This window comes from Streptomyces sp. NPDC005004 (assembly GCF_053600675.1).
In genome coordinates, this window is sequence record NZ_JBSGAH010000001.1 from 313144 (window position 1) to 332382 (window position 19239).

The following is a 19239-nucleotide window of genomic DNA, read 5'->3' on the forward strand; positions in this document are numbered from 1 at the left end:
CGGATTCCGTGTTGTCATGCCCACTGCTGTCCGATGACAACGTTGTTCCGCACCGCTGACAACGTTGCCTTACGCCTCCCCGAGCAAGTCCGACCCGCTTCCCCAGAGGTCTAAATGACATGGACACGGCAAATCGGCCTGTGCCTGGCCGGGACGCTGGCGGCGACCGCGCTGTTCGCCGCCCCCGCCACCGCACAGGCCGGCCCGCCCGCAGGCACCCGGCTGACCGATCTCGTCAACCCCTTCATCGGCACCCAGAACGAGGGCAACACCTATCCGGGCGCCGCCGTGCCCTTCGGCATGGTGCAGCTCTCCCCCGACACCGGCCACAACACCGGCTACGACTACGCCCAGGACCACATCAGAGGCTTCTCCCTGGTCCACCTCTCGGGCGTCGGCTGCGGCCTCGGCGGCGATCTGCCCGTCCTGCCCACCACCGGTGACGTCACCACCACCGACTACGCGCGCTATGCCGCGAAGTTCAGCCACGACGACGAGAGCGCGAGCCCCGGCTACTACCGCGTCGGTCTGGACAGCGGCATCGAGGCCGAGCTGACCGCGACCGCCCGCACCGGCGTGCAGCGCTACACCTTCCCCGCCACCACCAAGGCGAACGTGCTGGTCAACGCGGCCCAGTCGCTGCACGGCAAGGTCGCCACCAAGGTCGAGATCCTGGACGACCACACCGTGCGCACCACGCTCACCGGGCGCGGCTTCTGCCAGGACACCGTGCCGTACACCCTGTACACGATCACGCACTTCGACCGCCCCTTCACCGCCCACGGCACCTGGACCGGCTCCACGGTCAGCGACGGCGCGAAGACCGGCGCGGACGGCGCGTACGTCCGCTTCGACACCACCAAGGACCGCACCGTCGAGGCGACCACCGCGCTCTCCTACGTGGACGCGCGCGGCGCGGCCGTCAACCTGCGCGCGGAGGGCGGCCGGTCCTTCGACACGGTGCGCACGGCCGCGCGGCGGGCCTGGGAGGACAGACTGGACGACGTACGCGTCCAGGGCGGCGAGGACACCCTGCGCCGCACCTTCTACTCCTCGCTGTACCGCTCGTTCCTCGCGCCGAACGTCGGCAGCGACACGGACGGCCGCTACACCGGCTGGGACCAGAAGATCCACCGCGCCAAGGGCTTCACCTACTACCAGAACTGGTCCCTGTGGGACACCTACCGCACCCAGTCCCAGCTGCTTTCCCTGCTCGCGCCGCGCGAGGCACGGGACATGGCGATCTCCGTCGTCCACATCGACGAGGAGAGCGGCTGGCTGCCCAAGTGGGGCTACGGCACGGTCGAGACGAACATCATGACCGGCGACCCGGTCACCCCCTTCCTCACCAACGCCTACCAGCAGGGCCTGCTCAAGGGGTACGAGGAGCGGGCGTACAAGGCGCTGAAGAAGAACGCCGACGGAGTGCCCCCGGCCGGCTCCCCCGCCGTGGGGCGCGAGGCGAACAAGGAGTACATCGCCGACGGCTTCGCCCCCTACGTCAAGGACCGTCCGCACGCCAAGCCCGGCGACTCCGACTACGACCACGGCGCCTCGGCCACCTTGGAGTACGCGCTCTCCGACGCGATGCTCGCCCAGATGGCCCGTGACCTCGGGCACCGCGCCGACGCCACCCGCTACGCCGCCCGCGCCCAGAACTACCGCCGCGTCTTCGATCCCTCGACCGGCTTCTTCCGGGCCCGCGACGCCTCGGGCGCCTTCACCGGTCCGGCCGACCCCGCGCAGAGCGAGGGCTTCCACGAGGGCACCTCGTGGCAGTACCAGTGGCTGGTCCCGCAGGACCTGCCCGGCATGGTGGACCTGATCGGCGGCAAGCAGGCCGCCAACGACCGCCTCGACTCCTTCTTCGCCTACGCCGACCTGCTGAAGGACCCGGCGAAGACCGCGCGGGAGACCTGGGTGAACGGGCCGTACGACTACTACAACGCGGACAAGTACAACCCGCAGAACGAGCCCGACCTCATCGCGCCGTACACCTATCTCTCCACCGGCCAGCCGTGGAAGACCACCGACGTGGTGCACGCGGCGCTGACCCTGTTCACGGACGGTCCGACCGGCATGACCGGCAACGACGACCTCGGCACGATGTCCGCGTGGAACGTGCTGTCGTCCATCGGCGTCTTCCCCGTCCAGCCGGGCTACGACACCTGGGGCCTGTCCACCCCCGTCTTCGACCGCGTGGACCTCACCCTGGACCGCCGGTACTTCCCGCACGGCCGGCTCACGATCAGCGCGCCCGGCACCTCGGCCGACGCCCGCTACATCCGGTCGGCCCGGCTCGACGGCGCCGCCTACGGGCGGACCTATCTGACCACCGCCGACCTGCGGGCACACCGCTCGCTGGCCTTCGCGGTGGGCGGGACGCCCTCGGCCTGGGGCACCTCGGCGGAGGCGGCGCCGCCTGCGCTGCGCTGACGGCGAGGGGCGCCACGCGCTGACGGGGCGGGGCTTTGCGACTCGCCCCGGAACGGATTCAGGGGTACCCCCGGTTCACGCCGGGGGCGCCCCTGAGCCGTCCCCGAATTCCGGTCACTCGGCAGGTGATCCGGGCCGTCCGCACGTAACGTCGAGGCATGACGCATATCGACGCGGGCGCCGGACTGGACCCCGTGCACCCGGTCGCGCCGCCCGGCACGCGCTCGGCGGGACTGACCCGCGCGCAGGTCGCGGAACGGGTGGCACGCGGTCAGGTCAACGACGTACCGGTGCGCAGCAGCCGCTCCCTCTCCGAGATCGTGCGGGCGAACGTGTTCACCCGGTTCAACGCGATCATCGGCGTGCTGTGGATCGTCACGCTGTTCGTCGCGCCCATCCAGGACAGCCTGTTCGGCTTCGTGATCCTCGCCAACACCGGCATCGGCATCGTGCAGGAATGGCGGGCGAAGAAGACGCTGGACTCGCTCGCGGTGATCGGGGAGGCCCGGCCGACCGTGCGCCGGGACGGCAGATCCGTCGAGGTGCCGACCAGCGCGATCGTGCTGGACGACCTGGTGGAGATCGGGCCGGGCGACAAGATCGTGGTGGACGGGGTGTGCGCCGAGGCCGATGGCCTGGAGATCGACGAGTCGCTGCTCACCGGCGAGGCGGACCCGGTTCTCAAGCACACCGGTGACCGGCTGCTCTCCGGCAGCTTCGTGGTCGCGGGCGGCGGCGCCTTCACGGCGACCAAGGTCGGCCGCGAGGCGTACGCGGCGCAGCTCGCGGAGGAGGCGTCCCGGTTCACCCTGGTCCACTCCGAGCTGCGCACCGGCATCTCCACGATCCTCAAGTACGTGACGTGGATGATGGTCCCTGCCGCGCTCGGCCTGATCGTCACCCAGCTCGTGGTGAAGAGCAACGACTTCAAGGGTTCGGTCGCGCGCACCATCGGCGGAATCATCCCGATGGTGCCTGAGGGGCTGGTGCTGCTCACCTCGGTGGCCTTCGCCATCGGCGTCATCCGGCTGGCCCGCAAGCAGTGCCTGGTGCAGGAGCTGCCCGCGATCGAGGGCCTGGCCCGGGTGGACACGGTGTGCCTGGACAAGACCGGCACCCTCACCGAGGGCGGCATGGACGTCTCCGCGCTCAGGATGCTGAACGGCGCCGACGAGGAGCACGCGCGCAAGGTGCTCGGCGCCCTGGGCGAGGCCGACCCGCACCCCAACGCCTCCCTCCAGGCGATCATCGACGCCTATCCGGACAGCGAGGAGTGGCGGTGTGTGGAGGCGCTGCCCTTCTCCTCCGCGCGGAAGTACAGCGGAGCCACGTTCAGCGAGGGCGACGGGCAGGTGAGCACGTGGCTGCTGGGCGCGCCCGACGTGCTGCTCGGCGCGGACGACCCGGCGCTCGCGGAGACCTCACGGCTCAACGAGCAGGGGCTGCGGGTGCTGCTGCTGGCCCGCGCCGCACGGGGGCTGGACGCACCCGAACCCGCCGAGGGTGCCCGTCCCGTCGCCCTGGTGGTGCTGGAGCAGCGGCTGCGCCCGGACGCGGCCGACACCCTGCGCTACTTCGCCGACCAGCACGTCCACGCCAAGATCATCTCCGGGGACAACGCTGTGTCGGTGGGCGCGGTCGCGCACAAGCTGGGGCTCGGGGGCGCCGCGGTGGACGCACGGCAGTTGCCCGCCGAGCTGCCGGAGATGGCCAGGGCGATGGACCGGGCGACGGTGTTCGGGCGGGTCACCCCGCGCCAGAAGCGGGAGATGGTCGGCGCGCTCCAGTCGGAGGGGCACACGGTCGCGATGACCGGCGACGGGGTCAACGACGTGCTGGCGCTGAAGGACGCCGACATCGGGGTCTCGATGGGCTCCGGCTCGGAGGCGACGCGCGCGGTGGCGCAGATCGTGCTGCTGAACAACAGCTTCGCGACGCTGCCCTCGGTGGTCGCGGAAGGCCGGCGGGTGATCGGCAACATCACCCGGGTGGCGACGCTGTTCCTGGTCAAGACCGTCTACTCGGTGCTGCTCGCGCTGCTGGTGGTGTGCTGGCAGGTGGAGTACCCGTTCCTGCCCCGGCATCTGACCCTGCTGTCCACCCTCACCATCGGCATCCCGGCCTTCTTCCTGGCCCTCGCGCCGAACACGGAGCGGGCGCGGCCGCACTTCGTGCGCCGGGTCATGCGGTACTCGATACCCGGCGGGCTGGTGGCGGGGGTCGCGACGTTCGTGACGTATCTGCTCGCCCGGCACCACTACACGGGCGCGGGGGCGCTGTCGGCCGAGACCAGTGCGGCGACGCTGACCCTGTTCCTGGTCTCCATGTGGGTGCTCGCCATCATCGCCCGCCCCTACACGTGGTGGCGGATCGCGCTGGTGGTGGCGATGGGGATCGCGTTCCTGTTCGTGCTGACCGTGCCCTGGCTGCAGGACTTCTTCGCGCTGCGCCTGGTGGGGAACACGATGCCGTGGGCCGCGGTGGGGATCGCGGCGGTGGCGGCGGCCGCCCTCGAACTCGTGTGGAGATGGGTCGACCGCCGCTTCCCCGCCTAGGCGGGGCCGTGCTCACCTACGGGGTTACTGCACGTCCACGTAGTCGCCGGTCGCCTTGACCGAGGGGGTGGTGGAGGTGCCGGCGAAGTTGTAGCGCCAGTAGCCGTCGCTCGCGGCGGTGACGGTGGTCTTCAGGTTGCCGTACGAGTCCGAGGTCACCGTCTTGACGGTGGTGTAGGTGGTCGTGCCGCTCTTCCTGAACTGGAGCTGGACCGACTGGCCGGTGTAGCCGTGGTACTTGTGGTCCTCCCAGTTGGCGCGGGTCAGGGCGCCGGTGACCGTGATGGTCGCGCCCTTCTTCACCGGCTCCGGGGAGGCGTTGACGGTGAGCTTGGAGTAGCGCAGCAGGCTGGTGGTGGCCAGGCCGCCCTTCTCGGCGAAGCCGACCTTGCTCCAGTCGGGGTTGTTCTCGTCCTGACCGTTGAGCGCGGTGGCCTCGGCGGCCACGGACCACTTGCCGGCGTCGGCGTTCACCAGATCGCCGTCGGCGGGGTAGACGTCGACGGTGCCGGTGCAGGTGGCGGTGCCCGCGGTGGTGGTGGACGCCGTGCAGGTGGCGTAGTCGTCGCCCTCGACGGTGGCGGACGGGTCGTCCAGGTCCCCGCGGTAGAGGTAGGCGTCGGTGTAGAAGTCGGACGCCTTGATGTTGACGTCCGAGCCGTACGTCAGGGTGTACGTGTAGGTCGTGCTGACCTCGTTCGTCGTCCCGACCTTCATCGACGAGGCGATCTTCAGGTTCGAGAAGCCGACGTTGAGGGTGTACGGCATGGGGTCCGCGTGTGCGGCGGGCGCGACGAACGCGGAGAGCGCCAGGGCGCCGGTGACGGCGGCCACGGAGGCACGAATGCGCATGTGTGTTCCCTAGGAGGGAGAAAAGTTCGGTGAGTCGGTCGACTCGGGTGATCAGATTCATGGCGGGCCCGCCAAGTTGTACGCCGACTGCCACACCTGATCGAATTTTGCCGACGTATTGCCAGGTCAGCCTCGAAGTCAAGAGAACTTGATCCCCAGGTCAAGCCCGCCCCACGGACTCCGCCTGAGGCACTTCGCGGACACGCCGCCGGCCCCGGAGGCTGGCTGCCTTCGGGGCCGGGGGTGAACTGCTGTGGGGTGCGGCTTACTTCACGTCGACGAAGTCGGAGGTCGAAGCGATCGCCGGGGTCGTCGAGGTGCCGACGAAGTTGTAGCGGAAGTAACCGTCGGCGGACGCCTTGACGGTGGTCTTCAGGTTGCCCTTGGAGTCGGAGGTGACGGTCTTCAGCGTGGTGTAGCTGGAGGCGCCCTTCTTCTTGTACTGGAGCTGCACCGACTGCTTGGTGTAGCCGTGGTACTTGTTGTCCTCCCAGTTGGCGCGGGTCAGGGCGCCGGTGACCGTGATGGTCGCGCCCTTCTTCACCGGCTCGGGGGAGGCGTTGGTGGTGAGGCGGGAGTTGCGCAGGACCGAAGTGGTGGTCAGACCACCCTTGTCGGCGACGCCGATCTTGGAGATGTCGCCGGTCTCCGGGTCCTGGCCGTTGAAGGCGACCGCGACCGCGGCACCCTTCCAGGAACCCGCGTCGGAGTTCCACAGCTCGCCGTCGCCGGGGTGGATGTCGATCGTGCCCGTGCAGGTGGCGGAGGTGTCGGTCACCACGGTGCAGGTGGCCGCCACGTCGTCACCGAAGAGCACGTTGTCCGGCTCGTCGTACGAACCCTTGTAGAGGGCCGCGTAGGAGATGAAGTCGTCGGCCTGGACGTCCACGTCCGCGCCGTGGGTCAGCGTGTAGCTGACGGGCACGGAGACCTGGTTCGTGGTGCCGACCTTGATCGCCTTGGCGATCTTGAAGTTGGAGAAGGTGGCGTTCAGGGTGTACGGCTCGCCGTCGGTCGGCGCGGTGCGGACGCCCTGCTTGGCGGCGTCGGCGTGCAGTCCCTGGACGAGCTTGACGGCTGCCGCCTGGTAGGCGGAGTCGTTGCCAGCGGCGTGAGCGGCCGTGCCGGCGAAGGCAGAGAGGGCCACGGCGCCGGTGACGGCGGCCACGGTGGCGCGAATGCGCATGTGCGTTCCCCTGCGTAATGGGGCTCCGGGATGCCAACGCCTCCCGGAGCCCAGAGATCTGGGGAGCCTGTTGGCTCACCCGATCAGACGTACGCCTGGGACGAATGGTTGTACGGATGTCGAGGATTCTGAAGTGACTTGGTGAAGATCGGATTCCGCTCCGCCCCCACCCGCGCTTCCGCTCAGTCGAACCAGCGGTCCCGCGCCAACTCCTCCGTCCGCGAAGGGTCCTCGAGCAGCGCCGCCACCTCGAACCGCCGCGGCCACTGCCCCGCCGCCCAGGCGAGACCGGCCGCGACACCCTCCAGCGTGGCCGCGTGCAGCACGCCGTCGTCGGTGAGCCGCCAGTCGATCTCCACGCCGTCCACGACGAGTTCGTCGTGCTCGACGTACCGAGCCGGGGTGCGCGACCCGAGCAGCACCCGCACCGCGTCCGGTACGTCGTGCTCGGCGCCCTCGGAGTCCACCGCACCCGTGACGGACTCGCTCAGCCGCCGCACCTGGAACAGCTCGGCCAGCTCCGCCGCGCGCGCGGGGCGTACCGGCAGCAGTGGCACGCCGGAGGTGAAGGGCAGCAGGTCGGGCGAGTCGACGACCACCGCGTCCCGCGCGTCCACGACGGTCACACGGCCGTCGGTCACCGCGCGCACCTCGTCCGGCAGGGTCACCTGCTCCGGGTCGAGATCGGCCAGCGCGCTGTAGAGGCCGTGCAGTTGAGCGGGGGTGACCGGGCGGTCGGGGTCGGTCAGGCGGTCGAGGAGTTCGGCGGCGCCGCCGGGCTCGTCCAGGAGGGCGGCGACCGAGGTGCGTACGCCGAGGGCGCGCAGCACCTGCTCGTCCTCGAAGCCGGTGGCGTCCGCCTCCTCGTACAGCCCGCGCAGCAGCGGGTCGCCGCCGGCCGCGAGCAGTCCGGCCGGGCGGCGGCCGTCGAGCACGGGATGCCCGCGCAGCCACCAGGCGGTGTACGGCCGTACGACCTCGTGGGTGCCGTCGGGCAGCAGGACGCGGACCGGCTGGGTGAGGGCGTCGCGCAGCGGCGGCTGGGCGAGCAGGGCGAGGGCCTCGGGCCAGCGGTCGTCGTCCACGAGGTCCAGGTCGCGCACGGCGACGAGTTCGGTGGCGACGGGCGGGACGGGGCTGTCCGGGAAGCGGTCGAGGATGTCCTCGCACCACACGTCCACCGCGTCGAGGAGCCCGGCGTCGTCCGGCTCGGCGAAGTCGCCTTCGCGGGGCTCCAGTTCGTCCGGATCGAGGACGACGTCGGTGGCGCGGACGAGGGCGAAGTCCGCCAGCACCCCGCAGGCGGTCAGAGGCTGTTGCCCCCACCGCTCCGCCAAGTCCATGTCCACGGCGGCCAGTTCTCCGTCGCGGATGACACGGGCGAACGGGCTGCCGGGCAGGACGAGTTCACCGGCCGGGGCGAGTTCGCCGTCCTCGTCGGGCAGGGCGAGCGCGCCGAGCCAGGGCTCGTCGCCTGGCTCCAGCCCCGCGTCGCGCACCAACGCCAGCACGGTGTCGGCCAGTTCCTCCGCGTCGGGGGCGTCCTCCTCCCACAGCGCTCCGCCGCCGTCGTCCAGCGAGGCGGCCACGGCGGCCCGTACCTGCGGGGTGGTGAGCACCGCGCGCGGGGTGGCGGGCAGCGCGCCCAGCTTCTCCAGGAGCGGGTGCGCGGCGTCCGCGTGGGCAACCTTGAGGCCGAGGCGGCCGAGCACCTCGGGGTCCACGGCGGCGGTGTCCGGGGTGGGCAGCAGCACCTGGCGTGGGCCGATGGTGGTCCGGCCGGTCCCGGCGAGCGGCACGGGCAGCCCGGAGAGCCGGTCGGGGTCGATCCCGGCGAGGCTGTCGTAGAGCCGCCACCACCACTCCGGGTCCTTCTCCAGACCGGCGAGCCGGTCGACGGCGTCGGCGAGGGGCAGGCGGGCGACACCGAGCGCGCGCAGTTCGGGGCGCCGCTCAAGTCCTGCGGGCAGCAGGGTGGGCAGCACCTCGGCGAGGACCCGTACGGTCTGCGCGCCCGCGCCCTCCACGATCTCGGCGTCCCTCGGACGCAGCGCCTCGGGCAGGTCGTCGTCCTCGCCGGGCGCGACGGCCGGAGGCAGGAACGCGGTGCGCGGGAGACGGTCGAGCACGGCCTGGCGCAGCGCGCCGTCCAGTTCGCCCTTGCCGAGCGGGCCGGGGACGAGGTCGATGGCGCCCTCGGTCACCGGGCGCCAGGCGGCGAGGAGTTCGGCGTAGGTGTCGGCGGCGCGCTGGACCAGGAAGTCGGTGAGCGGTCCCGGGGCGGTGTGCCGGCGGGTGGTGTCCAGCGGGAACGACGCGATGAGCAGGGCGGGGACGCCGAGGGGCTCGTCACTGGGGGTGGGGGCGTGCAGGACGGGGCTGGTGCGGGGGCGCACGGGGTGCCCCTCGGCGTCCTCGGGCACGGCCCAGGTCACCGACCAGTGCGGGCGCAGCCGTTCCTCGACGGGGCGGTCCGCGAGCAGTTCGGGGGTGAGGGGGCCGTGCGCGGAGGCGGTGCGCCAGCGGGTGCGTCCGTCGCGGGAGTCCTCCACGACGGTGACGGCGCCTTCGGTGCTCCGGCGCAGGGTGCGCGGCTTGTCCCCGGCGATCTCGACCACGACCTCCTCCAGGCCCGGCAGGGCGAGCAGCAGGGCGTCGTCCACGGCGTCGAGGAGCCGCTCGGCCAGTCCGGCGGCGGCCGCGTCGCGCAGCGGGAGGATCACGGCGGTGTCGTACGGGTCCGGGGCGGTGCCCTCGGCGGCGAACGGCAGGCGCAGCAGGGGTACGTGGCCGTCGCGGCGGCGCACCTCGTCGCCGAGCCCGGGGCTGTGCCGGGCGGTCTGATCGGCCAGCTCGCGCGCCTCTGCGAGGGACCAGCGGACGCCGCCGTGCCGTCCGACGATCGCGGGCTCGTCGGTGACGGAGAGGACGGCGGAGAAACCGACGCCGTAGCGTCCGACCGTTCCGGCCGTCCCGTGCTCGTCGTCCCGGTCCCGCTTCGCGGAGGCGCGCAGAGTGGACAGGGACTCGACGCCGACCGCGTCGAGGGGGGCGCCGGTGTTCGCGGCGATCAGCACGTTGTCGCGGAGCGTGAGGCGGAGCCGGCCGGGGACGCGGGCGCGGGCGGCGGCGTCGGCGGCGTTCTGGGCCAGCTCGACCACGAGCCGGTCCCGGTAACCGCCGAGTGCGAGGTCCTCCTCGGCGTTGGCGTCCTCGCGGAACCGGGCGGGGCTGGTGGCCCAGGCGTCGAGGACACCACGGCGGAGGCGGGCGGTACCGAAGGGGTCGGCGCCCTCGGCCGCCGGCCGCACGTACTTGCTCACGATCACACTCTCCTCATCGGCGTGAGGTCGAAGGTACAGCGAGGGCGGGTGCGGCTGTTCGCTGCGTACGCGCGGGGGCGCGCCCTGTCGGATCTGCGGGGACGCCGTGGTCCTGACGGGGCGTCTGCCGGGCCGCCCCGACAGCCCGGACTTCACCGGACACGGTCCGGACAGCAGCCGTACGTATCCACATCGTGACCGTGCACCGCGAGTGGGAGGGGCACCGCGTCACGGCGCACCCGGACCGGAGCCGTCACGGACCGCCCGACAGGTGGCGTCACGGGCCGCCCGGAGTCGTGCCGGGGGGCGACGGCGGCGGTGTCCGGGGTGGACGGCAGGACTCGCGGGGGCCGATGGCGCTGCTACCGGTCCGCGCGAGTTGCACGGGCAGCCTGGAGAGCCTGTCGGCGTGGCGACCGGTCCGGAAGCCGCGTACCCAACCGCCCCGGGCCACCCAAGTACCCCGGCGAACCCCCGGAGGGACTACGCGTGGCCGAGTTCCGCCGTTTCCGCGTCGCCCGCCTCCGGCACCGAGCCGGTGTCGGTGGTGGGACGGAGGGGGAAGGGGTCGAGGCGGGTTTCGTCGACGACCGGTTCGGCGGGGCGGGGCGGGGTGGGCATGACGGCGGCCTCGGAGTGGGCGCCGCAGCCGTAGGAGAGGGAGACGACGCGGCCGTCGGCCGGGGAGAACTCGTTGGCGCAGACGCCGAAGGCCTGACCGAGGGAGCCGCCGATGGGGTTGAGGAAACCGCAGGTGGCGCAGGTGGCGGGAGCTGCCTGGGCCATCGCGGACTTGGGGCCGAACGCCTCCTCCCAGCGGTCGGCGGCGACGTGCAGCCCGTAGCGGGAGAGGACGCGGGCGCGGCGCATCCCCAGCTCCTCGGCGACCGCCGCGATGGAGCCGCGCGCCGGGACCGTCGGCTGTTCGGCGGGGCTGCCGGGGGTGACGTCGGCGTCCTCCTCCTCGGCGAGTTCCGCGATCCCCTTGGCGACGACGGAGTTCGGCGGGGGCTCCTCCTCGCCGCTGAAGCCGGGCTCCAGGCGGAGGTCGCCCTCCTCGGTGGGGAGCAGGTCGCCGGGGCCGAGGTCGCCGGGGCGCAGCCGCTCGCTCCACGGCACCCATTCGGGGGCGAGGATGGCGTCGGGGCCGGGCAGCAGCACGACCTCGTCGAGGGTGACGAGCTTGGCGCGGGAGGCGCGGGCGACGGTGGCGGCCCAGCGCCAGCCCCGGTAGCCCGGTTCCTTGCACTCGAAGAAGTGGGTGACCACACGGTCACCCTCCGACGTCATCCCGATGTGCTCGCCGACCACGCCGGGCGCGGCCGCCTCCTCCGCTGCGGCGCGGGCGAGGTCGATCGCCTCGGCGCACAGGCGGTCGGGGGTGCGGCTTCGCGTGGTCGCTGCGCTCACAGGTATCGCTTCTCTCCTACGCCGTCTACGAGTGCGGATGCCCTCCGGCGGTGAAGCGGACGGAGCGGACCTGTGGGCCGCATCGACGTCCGCGTCCGATCACGCGCGGGCGCACCTCTGCCATCCATTCTGCGTTATGGCTGAGATAGGCACGCTACCCCGTCGCCCGTGGTGGGGGACAGTCCGCTGCGGTTCGGCGGGTTCCGCGCTCACCGGCGACGACGCGCCGAGGCGGCCGCGCGGCGCCCCGTACGGGTTCTCCGGGCGGCCCGGCGAACCGGTGGGCCGATCAACTCGCTCGGCCGCAAAACGCACATGTCCCGGCTCCTCGGGGCAGTATGAAGCTCGTGGCAGCCACGGACAGGGGGAGCGGTGGCAGCGGTTCGGGCCGGGTCGGCGGTGTCGTCCGCTCGGTCGGCCGTGCCCTGCATCTGCCGGTGACGGGAACGGCGCGCGGGATCCGGCGGGTGACGCACGCGCACGGCGCGGGCGAGTCGGGGCTCGGCAAACTGATCGAACTGCACGCGGTGAACGGCGCCGGAGACGTGATGATCACCGTCGCTCTCGCCTCGACCGTGTTCTTCTCCGTGCCGACCGACGAGGCGCGCGGGCGCGTCGCGCTCTATCTCGCCATCACCATGGCGCCCTTCACCGTCCTCGCCCCCGTCATCGGTCCCCTCCTGGACCGCCTCCCGCACGGCCGTCGCGCCGCCATGGCCGCGTCGATGCTGGCCCGCGCCCTGCTCGCGCTGGTCATCTCGGGGGCGGTCGCGACCGGCGCCCTGGAGCTGTACCCGGCCGCGCTCGGCGTCCTGGTCGCCTCCAAGGCGTACGGCGTGGTGCGCAGCGCGGTCGTGCCCCGGCTGCTGCCGCCCGCCTTCTCCCTGGTGAAGGCCAACTCCCGGGTCACCCTGGCCGGGCTGCTCGCCACCGGTGTGGCCGCCCCGATCGGAGCGGGCCTGCAGATGGTCGGCGACCCCTGGCCCCTGTACGGCGCCTTCGTGATCTTCGTGGCGGGCACCGTCCTGTCGTTCACGCTGCCGCACAAGGTGGACTCCGCCAGGGGCGAGGACGTGGCGCTGCTCTCCGCCGACGCCTCGGGTCTGCCGGACCCGCGCGGCAAGCAGCGCGCCCGGCGGCCGGGACTGCGCTCGGTCGGTACGGCCGTCACCCACGCCCTCGGCGCCAACGCCGCCCTGCGCTGCCTGTCCGGCTTCCTGATCTTCTTCCTCGCCTTCCTGCTGCGCGAACACCCGCTGACCGGCGAGAGCGCGGCCGTCTCGCTCGGCATCGCGGGCGTGGCGGCGGGCGCGGGCAACGCGCTCGGCACGGCCGTGGGGGCGTGGCTGAAGTCCCGCGCGCCCGAGGTCATCATCGTGACCGTGGTCGCCGTGGCGCTCGGTACGGCGGTCCTGGCCGCCGCCTTCTTCGGAGCCCTGCTGGTCGCCTGCCTGTCCGCCGTCGCCGGGTTCGCCCAGGCGCTGGCCAAGCTGTCCCTGGACGCCCTGATCCAGCGGGACGTGCCGGAGGCGGTGCGCACCTCGGCCTTCGCCCGCTCCGAGACCCTGCTCCAGATGGCCTGGGTGCTCGGGGGCGCCATCGGCATCGTGCTGCCGCTGAACGGCACCCTCGGTCTCTCGATCGCCGCCCTGATCGTGGCCATCGGCTGGGTGACGACACTGCGCGGACTGCTGGCGTCGGCGCGGCACGGAGGGCGGTCGCGGGCACGCGTGGTGTGAGGACCCGCCGCGGGAAGCGGGACGCGCCGGGGCATCCCGGGCGCGCCGCGGGCCGTGCCGGTCGGCGCCGTCGTCGTGACGAACCGGGCACGCCGTACCCCACGTGGGGGTCACCGCCGGGGTGCCCGATAGCCTTCGGCCATGACCTCGCTGCAATCCCGCTCGCGACGCCGCCGCGCCGTCGCCGTCGCCGGTGCCGTTTCCGCCGGACTGCTCGTCCTGTCGGCCTGTGACAAGCCGACGCCCGTCGCGACGGTGACCGTCGGCGACAGCTCGGTCAACTCCGAGGCCGTCTGCTGGAACGACGGCAAGGCGCTCGACGCGCAGACCCTGGCGAAGTGCGCCAAGAAGGCCGGCGACATCAAGTCGATCGACGTGGACCAGGACAGCACCGTCCGCATCGGCGTCGACCCGAAGATCGCGGACGAGGGCTGGACCCTGCTGGTGAACGGCCGCCAGTTCACCGACGCCAGCAAGAAGACGTACCGCACGATCCCGAGCAGCGCCTTCTTCAACGCGCAGTACGGCACCCAGGGCAACACGAACACCGTGTCCGTCCAGATGGGCGAGAAGGCCGCGAAGGGTCTGTGGAGCTTCAAGGTCAAGAAGTCCGACTCCTGACCCCGGTCCCCGTCGTGAACGCCCGCGTACTCGTCGCCACCGCCGTCCCCGCCGAACGGGACGCGGTGGCACGGGCGTTTCCGGGCACCGCCGAGGAACTCCGACTGCCGGGCGTGTCCGTGTTCCGTACGGGCGCCGGATGCGATCTGCTGGCCGCCGGAGTGGGCCCCGCGCTCGCCGCCGCCTCCACCGCCACCGCGCTCACCGCGGCCGCTCTCGCGGGCACGCCGTACCGCCTGGTCGTCTCGGCCGGGATCGGCGGCGGCTTCCTCCCGGAGGCGCCCGTGGGCTCGCTGGTCGTCGCGGACGCGATCACCGTCGCGGACCTGGGCGCCCAGACCGCCGACGGCTTTCTGCCGGTCACCGATCTCGGCTTCGGAACCGTCAGCCACACGCCGCCGGATTCAGCCGTACGAGCGATCGTCGAGGCTGCTGGCGCCCGCCCCGGCACCGTCCTGACCGTCTCCACGGTCACCGGCACCGCCGAACGCGCCACCGAGCTGCGCGCCCGTCATGCGCGTGCGCTGGCCGAGGGCATGGAAGGCTTCGGGGTGGCCGAGGCCGCCGCCGCGCACGGGGTGCCCGTGCTGGAGATCCGCGCGGTGTCCAACCCGGTCGGCCCGCGCGACCGTGCCGCCTGGCGCATCGGCGACGCGCTCGCCGCCCTCACCGAGGGCTTCGGGAAGATCGCGCCCGTCCTGGAGAGTTGGAACCCGCATGACCAGTGAATCCCCGGCGGCCGGCGCGCCGCTTCAGATCGCGTACTCGCCCTGCCCCAACGACACCTTCGTCTTCGACGCCCTCGCCCACGGCCGCGTCCCCGGCGCTCCCGCGCTGGACGTGACCTTCGCGGACATCGACATCACCAACGGCATGGCCGAGCGCGGCGAGTCCGACGTGCTGAAGGTGTCGTACGCCGTCCTCCCCTACGTCCTCGACGAGTACGCCCTGCTGCCCTGCGGCGGCGCGCTGGGCCGGGGCTGCGGGCCGCTGGTGCTGACGCGGGAGGCGGGCGCCGACCTCACGGGCCGTACGGTCGCGGTGCCGAGCGAGCGGTCGACGGCGTACATGCTGTTCCGGCTGTGGGCCGCGGACACCCTGCCCGGCGGGGTCGGGGAGATCGTGGTGATGCCGTTCCACGAGATCATGCCCGCGGTGCGGGACGGCAAGGTGGACGCCGGACTCGTCATCCACGAGGCGCGATTCACCTACCAGGAGTACGGGCTGCACAAGCTCGCCGACATGGGCGAGCACTGGGAGCGGACCACCGGGCTGCCGATTCCGCTCGGCGCGATCATCGCCAAGCGGTCGCTGGGCACGGAGACCCTGCGGGGCCTCGCCGACGCCATTCGCGGGTCCGTCCGGGCCGCCTGGGACGACCCGGAGGTCTCCCGGCCGTACGTCATGGCGCACGCCCAGGAGATGGACCCGGCCGTGGCGGACCAGCACATCGGGCTGTACGTCAACGAGTTCACCGCCGACCTCGGCGAGGACGGCTACGCGGCGATCCGGGGTCTGCTGACCCGGGCGGCGGCCGAGGGACTCGTACCGCCGCTCGCGCCGCAGGCACTGGCGTTTCCGTAGGTCTCGCTTCGCTGGGAGACGGCTACGGGGGTCTGGCTGCGAGGTGGACGCCCGACGGGGTCGGGCGTCCGGGGGGAGGGCTTCGAGGTCCTCGATGCCCGGGAGGTCAGACGTCGAGCTGGTCGGCCACCGCGCGCAGGAGGCCGGCGATCCGCTTGCCGGCGGTGCGCTCCGGGTAGCGGCCACCCTCCAGCTGAGGGGTGATCTTCTCCAGGAGGGTCGTCAGGTCCTGCACGATCGAGGCCAGTTCGTCCGGCTTCTTGCGCTGGGCGGCCGCGACGGACGGGGCGGGCTCCAGAACGGTCACGGAAAGCGCCTGGTCACCGCGCTGACCGGCGACGACTCCGAACTCCACGCGCTGTCCCGGCTTGAGTGAATCGACTCCGGCGGGGAGAACCGAGGAATGCACGAAGACGTCACCGCCGTCGTCGCGGGAGAGAAAGCCGAAGCCCTTCTCGCTGTTGAACCACTTGACCTTGCCGGTAGGCACGTCTGTCCTCGTCCTCGTACTCGTCGGGAAAACTGCTCGGAAACTGCTCTGGATAGCACTCGGCGGGTCGACCCTGACCCGCCGACACCAAGGCTAATGGTCTGTGAGCGGCTGACAAGACGTCGCCGGGTTGTTCCCTCGCGCTGGGAACTACCCTGGTCCGGTGCGTGACAAAACCCAAACGAATTCCGCCGGGCCCGGTGACGGACTGATCCGCGCCGGAGTCATCGTGTTCTTCCTCGGCGCCCTGGCCACGCTGGTCACCGTGGCCCCCCTCTTTCTCGGCGCGACCCCCTTTCCGACCTACATGTTCGGCCTCAGCATGCTCATGGCGGTCGGATTCCTGATGGCCGGCGCGGGGGTACTGCGATCGGCGTCGGCGGGCCGCAAACAGGCGAGGACGCTGCGCTAGGCCCTGGCCGCCGGCGGTGTTTGCGGCGCCGGGGCGGGGTGCTCGGGTCCGGGGCTGGTCTGGAGCTGGGCCGGGGTGAGGTTCGGTGCGGGGTTTGATCCGGACCGGACGGGGTTCCGCTCGGGGTTTCGGGTCGGGCCGGTGCTGCGGCTCGGGCCAAGGCTCTGAGCCGGGCCGGTGCCGGACTTCGGCGCGAGGAATTGAGCCGCGTCGGTGCTGGGGGTTCGACACGGGTTTTCGAGCCGGGCGGGGGTTGGGGTTCCGCTCGGGGTTTTGAGCCGGGCCCATGCCGGCGCTCGGCACGAGGATTTCAGCCGGGTCATTGCCGGGGTGCGCCCGGGGTTTTGAGCGGAGGCTTAGGCACGATTTTCGGCCGGGGACCGCTCAGGAGCGGGACGGGATTCCACCCGGGCACGGCGCAGGCACGGCGGTCACCGCGAGGTCACCCAGGCCGCCGGGGACGTGCCAGGGGTGCAGCCGGGACGGTAGGGGTTGCCTCTCCGTCCCCGCCCCGGAGGACTCAGGCGCGCCGCGTCTTCCTGTGGGAGTCCAGCCACGCCGGGAACGCGTGGAGGTCGGGGAGGACGACATCCGCGCCCGCTGCCGTGAGTTCGGCGTGGTCGCAGGGGCCCGTGGTGACGGCGACCGAGAGGGCGCCGGCGGCGTGGGCACCGCGGACGTCGCCCACATGGTCGCCGACGTACACCTGCGCGCCGTACTCGCGGAGCGCCTCCGCCTTCTGCTCGGCCCACAGGTCGCCCACCACCACGTCCGGCTCGATGCCCAGGTGGGCGAGGTGGAGCTTGGCGTTCGGCTCGTACTTGGCGGTGACCACCATCGTCCGGCCCCCGGCCGCCCGCACCGCCTCGATCGCCTCGCGCGCCCCGGCCATGGCGGGCGTCGCGGCGACGGCGTGCTCCGGGTACATCTCCCGGTACAGATCCGCCACCGCCGGCACCTGCTCGGCCGGGAACCAGTTCACCAGTTCCTCGGCCAGCGGCGGCCCCAGCCGCGTCACCGCGAGATCGGCGTCGACGTACACACCCGTCCGCTCGGACAGCGCGAGGTAACACGCCCGGATCCCCGGCCGCGAGTCGATGAGCGTCATGTCGAGATCGAAGCCGACGGTGAGGACGGGAAGGGGGCGCGCAGTCATCGGGCCATTGTGCCGGGTGCCCTCCGGACGGCCACCACCTGGTCTTCGGCCAGAACGCCTCCGGGCGGTGCAGCCGGATCGGCCGGCCCCCTCGACACGAACCGCGCGACGGACCAGCCCCCGGGGCCGAGCGGGTCTCGATACGGCCCAACCGTGGACGCCTCCCGAGCAGGCCCAGCCCCGCCTCCTCGGCACGCGCCGTGTCCCGGGGTCCGCACGGCAGACGAGCCCACGCGGCCGAGCGCCCCTCCAACCCGGCCCGGCCGTGGACGCCCCTGAACGGGCGCCACCCCCGCCAGCCCCGACTCCTCTCCGCACGTCGCACGGCGAACCACTAGGTCACCGGCGGACCAGCCCTCGCGTCCGAGCGGCACTCGACTCCGGCCGCGCCGTCTCTCTCCCGCTCTCTCCCCAGCACCGCCGGACGGCTACCGCCGCTGCGAACGCCACAGCAGAAACACCGCCGACGCCACCGCCGCGCCCCGCACCACCCACGGCCACGTCGCCGTGATGGCCGTGGACATGTGGTCGGAGGGGAGCGGGGTACCCCAGTGACCCGTGTGGCGGCCCCAGAGCCATAGGACGCCCGTGGCGGCGGAGAGGGCGGGGATGATCATGACGGCCCATTTGGTCTCGGCCGGGGTGAGGCGGCGGGAGCCGTAGGCGATGAGCCAGCCGAGGATCAGGACGAACCAGTTGCCGAGGACCGCGCCGGCGACGAGGGCGGCCGCCGCGAGCAGCAGGAGGGGGTTGGTCCAGCCGGTGGTCCGGCGGCGCGGGAGCAGGCGGAGGAAGCGGGACCGGGGGGCGGGCTCCGGGTCGGGGACGGGGGCCTCGACGGCCGGCTCGGGTTCGGATTCCGGCTCCTTCGGGGGGCGCTTGAGCAGCTCGGGGATCTCCACCCCGCCGACGAAGCCGGGTACGGAGTCGGCCGCCGCCGCGCCGAAGGGGCTGTTGTCGACGCGCCACCAGTCCGGGCGGGTGACGGAGTCGCCGAGTTCGTCTGCCGACGCGAGGTGGGGCGGGGAGGGGACCTGGGGCCGGGGCGCCGGTGCCTCGGGGGCGGACGGGCGCTGGCCGGGGAACGTGCCACGCAGGGACTTCAGCCCCTTCGGACGCTTCGGCGGCTCCGGGTCGGGGTCGCGCTGGGGCGGGACCGCCGTGGCGGGACCCTGCGGGACACTCCCGGCGCCGCCCGCCGAGGCCACCACCTCGTCCGGGCTGCCGAGCCGGTCCAGGATGCGGCGGACGGCGGCGGGCGAGTCCACCGTCGTCCTCGCCCGGTGGCGGTCGATCTCGTTGCGCAGCTCGGACACCAGCCGCATCCGCGTCGCGGACGGCAACTGCCGCTGCTGCGCGACGTCTCCGACGCGGCTCAGATACTCGTAGACGACCTGGTCGCTCTCGATCCCCAACGGAACCCCTCCGGGGCCAACGGCGGTGAAACCCCGTGAGGAAGGTAGCGCAGAGCGCCG

Annotated in this window: 14 protein-coding genes; 7 read left to right on the forward strand and 7 right to left on the reverse strand. The window is 72.5% G+C overall.

Going from position 1 to position 19239, the window contains the following annotated elements:
- Positions 1-114 precede the first annotated feature (114 nt).
- On the forward strand, positions 115-2436 hold the full coding sequence (locus ACWEEU_RS01420) for a GH92 family glycosyl hydrolase (protein WP_451727255.1): 2322 nt from the start codon (positions 115-117) through the stop codon (positions 2434-2436).
- Positions 2437-2594: 158 nt separating this feature from the next.
- Complete coding sequence (locus ACWEEU_RS01425) at positions 2595-4991, forward strand: HAD-IC family P-type ATPase (RefSeq protein WP_451727258.1); 2397 nt, start codon at positions 2595-2597, stop codon at positions 4989-4991.
- Positions 4992-5015: 24 nt separating this feature from the next.
- Here ACWEEU_RS01425 and ACWEEU_RS01430 read toward each other — a convergent pair whose 3' ends face one another.
- From ACWEEU_RS01430 to ACWEEU_RS01445, 4 genes are all read right to left on the reverse strand, one after another.
- On the reverse strand, positions 5016-5843 hold the full coding sequence (locus tag ACWEEU_RS01430) for a hypothetical protein (RefSeq protein WP_451727261.1): 828 nt from the start codon (positions 5841-5843) through the stop codon (positions 5016-5018).
- 265 nt (positions 5844-6108) lie between these two features.
- On the reverse strand, positions 6109-7029 hold the full coding sequence (locus ACWEEU_RS01435; RefSeq protein ID WP_385744631.1) for a hypothetical protein: 921 nt from the start codon (positions 7027-7029) through the stop codon (positions 6109-6111).
- 182 nt (positions 7030-7211) lie between these two features.
- Entirely contained in the window at positions 7212-10352 is a 3141-nt protein-coding gene (locus ACWEEU_RS01440; protein WP_451727264.1) for a sacsin N-terminal ATP-binding-like domain-containing protein, read from the reverse strand.
- 483 nt (positions 10353-10835) lie between these two features.
- Complete coding sequence (locus ACWEEU_RS01445) at positions 10836-11762, reverse strand: DUF3027 domain-containing protein (protein WP_385744635.1); 927 nt, start codon at positions 11760-11762, stop codon at positions 10836-10838.
- Between the two features lie 338 nt (positions 11763-12100).
- Between ACWEEU_RS01445 and ACWEEU_RS01450 the strand changes: the two genes are divergently transcribed.
- The 4 genes from ACWEEU_RS01450 to ACWEEU_RS01465 all read left to right on the forward strand — a co-directional run bounded on the left by ACWEEU_RS01450 (position 12101) and on the right by ACWEEU_RS01465 (position 15706).
- Positions 12101-13501 (forward strand): MFS transporter, encoded by a 1401-nt coding sequence (locus tag ACWEEU_RS01450; RefSeq protein ID WP_385744637.1) that lies wholly within the window; start codon positions 12101-12103, stop codon positions 13499-13501.
- Between the two features lie 141 nt (positions 13502-13642).
- On the forward strand, positions 13643-14122 hold the full coding sequence (locus ACWEEU_RS01455; protein ID WP_199587448.1) for a DUF2771 domain-containing protein: 480 nt from the start codon (positions 13643-13645) through the stop codon (positions 14120-14122).
- A 14-nt stretch (positions 14123-14136) separates the two neighbouring features.
- Positions 14137-14850, forward strand: a complete 714-nt coding sequence (locus ACWEEU_RS01460) for a futalosine hydrolase (RefSeq protein ID WP_451727269.1) — start codon at positions 14137-14139, stop codon at positions 14848-14850.
- The gene (locus ACWEEU_RS01465) at positions 14840-15706 is read left to right on the forward strand and encodes a 1,4-dihydroxy-6-naphthoate synthase (RefSeq protein ID WP_451727272.1); all 867 of its coding nucleotides are present in this window, start codon (positions 14840-14842) and stop codon (positions 15704-15706) included. Before ACWEEU_RS01460 ends, ACWEEU_RS01465 begins: the two co-directional genes overlap by 11 nt.
- Positions 15707-15812: 106 nt before the next feature.
- On the opposite strand, the gene ACWEEU_RS01470 is transcribed toward ACWEEU_RS01465, so the two are convergent.
- Positions 15813-16196 carry a cold-shock protein gene (locus tag ACWEEU_RS01470; protein WP_199587445.1) on the reverse strand — a complete coding sequence of 128 codons (384 nt, stop codon included), beginning with the start codon at positions 16194-16196 and terminating at the stop codon, positions 15813-15815.
- A gap of 163 nt (positions 16197-16359) precedes the next feature.
- Between ACWEEU_RS01470 and ACWEEU_RS01475 the strand changes: the two genes are divergently transcribed.
- A complete protein-coding gene (locus ACWEEU_RS01475; RefSeq protein WP_385744645.1) occupies positions 16360-16608 on the forward strand; it encodes a hypothetical protein in 249 nt (82 codons plus the stop codon).
- 520 nt (positions 16609-17128) lie between these two features.
- Here the strand turns inward: ACWEEU_RS01475 and ACWEEU_RS01480 are convergent.
- Both ACWEEU_RS01480 and ACWEEU_RS01485 read right to left on the reverse strand, forming a co-directional pair.
- Positions 17129-17764 (reverse strand): HAD family hydrolase, encoded by a 636-nt coding sequence (locus ACWEEU_RS01480; RefSeq protein ID WP_385744647.1) that lies wholly within the window; start codon positions 17762-17764, stop codon positions 17129-17131.
- A gap of 428 nt (positions 17765-18192) precedes the next feature.
- Positions 18193-19179: a hypothetical protein gene (locus ACWEEU_RS01485; protein ID WP_451727277.1), complete on the reverse strand. Its 987-nt coding sequence runs from the start codon at positions 19177-19179 to the stop codon at positions 18193-18195.
- Positions 19180-19239: the final 60 nt, after the last annotated feature.

Bases quoted from the DNA above. Each gene is read 5' to 3' on its own strand.
- ACWEEU_RS01450 (WP_385744637.1), top strand. From the start codon at position 12,101: ATGAAGCTCGTGGCAGCCACGGACAGGGGGAGCGGTGGCAGCGGTTCG.
- ACWEEU_RS01465 (WP_451727272.1), top strand. From the start codon at position 14,840: ATGACCAGTGAATCCCCGGCGGCCGGCGCGCCGCTTCAGATCGCGTAC.
- ACWEEU_RS01480 (WP_385744647.1), bottom strand. From the start codon at position 17,764: ATGACTGCGCGCCCCCTTCCCGTCCTCACCGTCGGCTTCGATCTCGAC.
- ACWEEU_RS01425 (WP_451727258.1), top strand. From the start codon at position 2,595: ATGACGCATATCGACGCGGGCGCCGGACTGGACCCCGTGCACCCGGTC.
- ACWEEU_RS01435 (WP_385744631.1), bottom strand. From the start codon at position 7,029: ATGCGCATTCGCGCCACCGTGGCCGCCGTCACCGGCGCCGTGGCCCTC.
- ACWEEU_RS01420 (WP_451727255.1), top strand. From the start codon at position 115: ATGACATGGACACGGCAAATCGGCCTGTGCCTGGCCGGGACGCTGGCG.
- ACWEEU_RS01430 (WP_451727261.1), bottom strand. From the start codon at position 5,843: ATGCGCATTCGTGCCTCCGTGGCCGCCGTCACCGGCGCCCTGGCGCTC.
- ACWEEU_RS01455 (WP_199587448.1), top strand. From the start codon at position 13,643: ATGACCTCGCTGCAATCCCGCTCGCGACGCCGCCGCGCCGTCGCCGTC.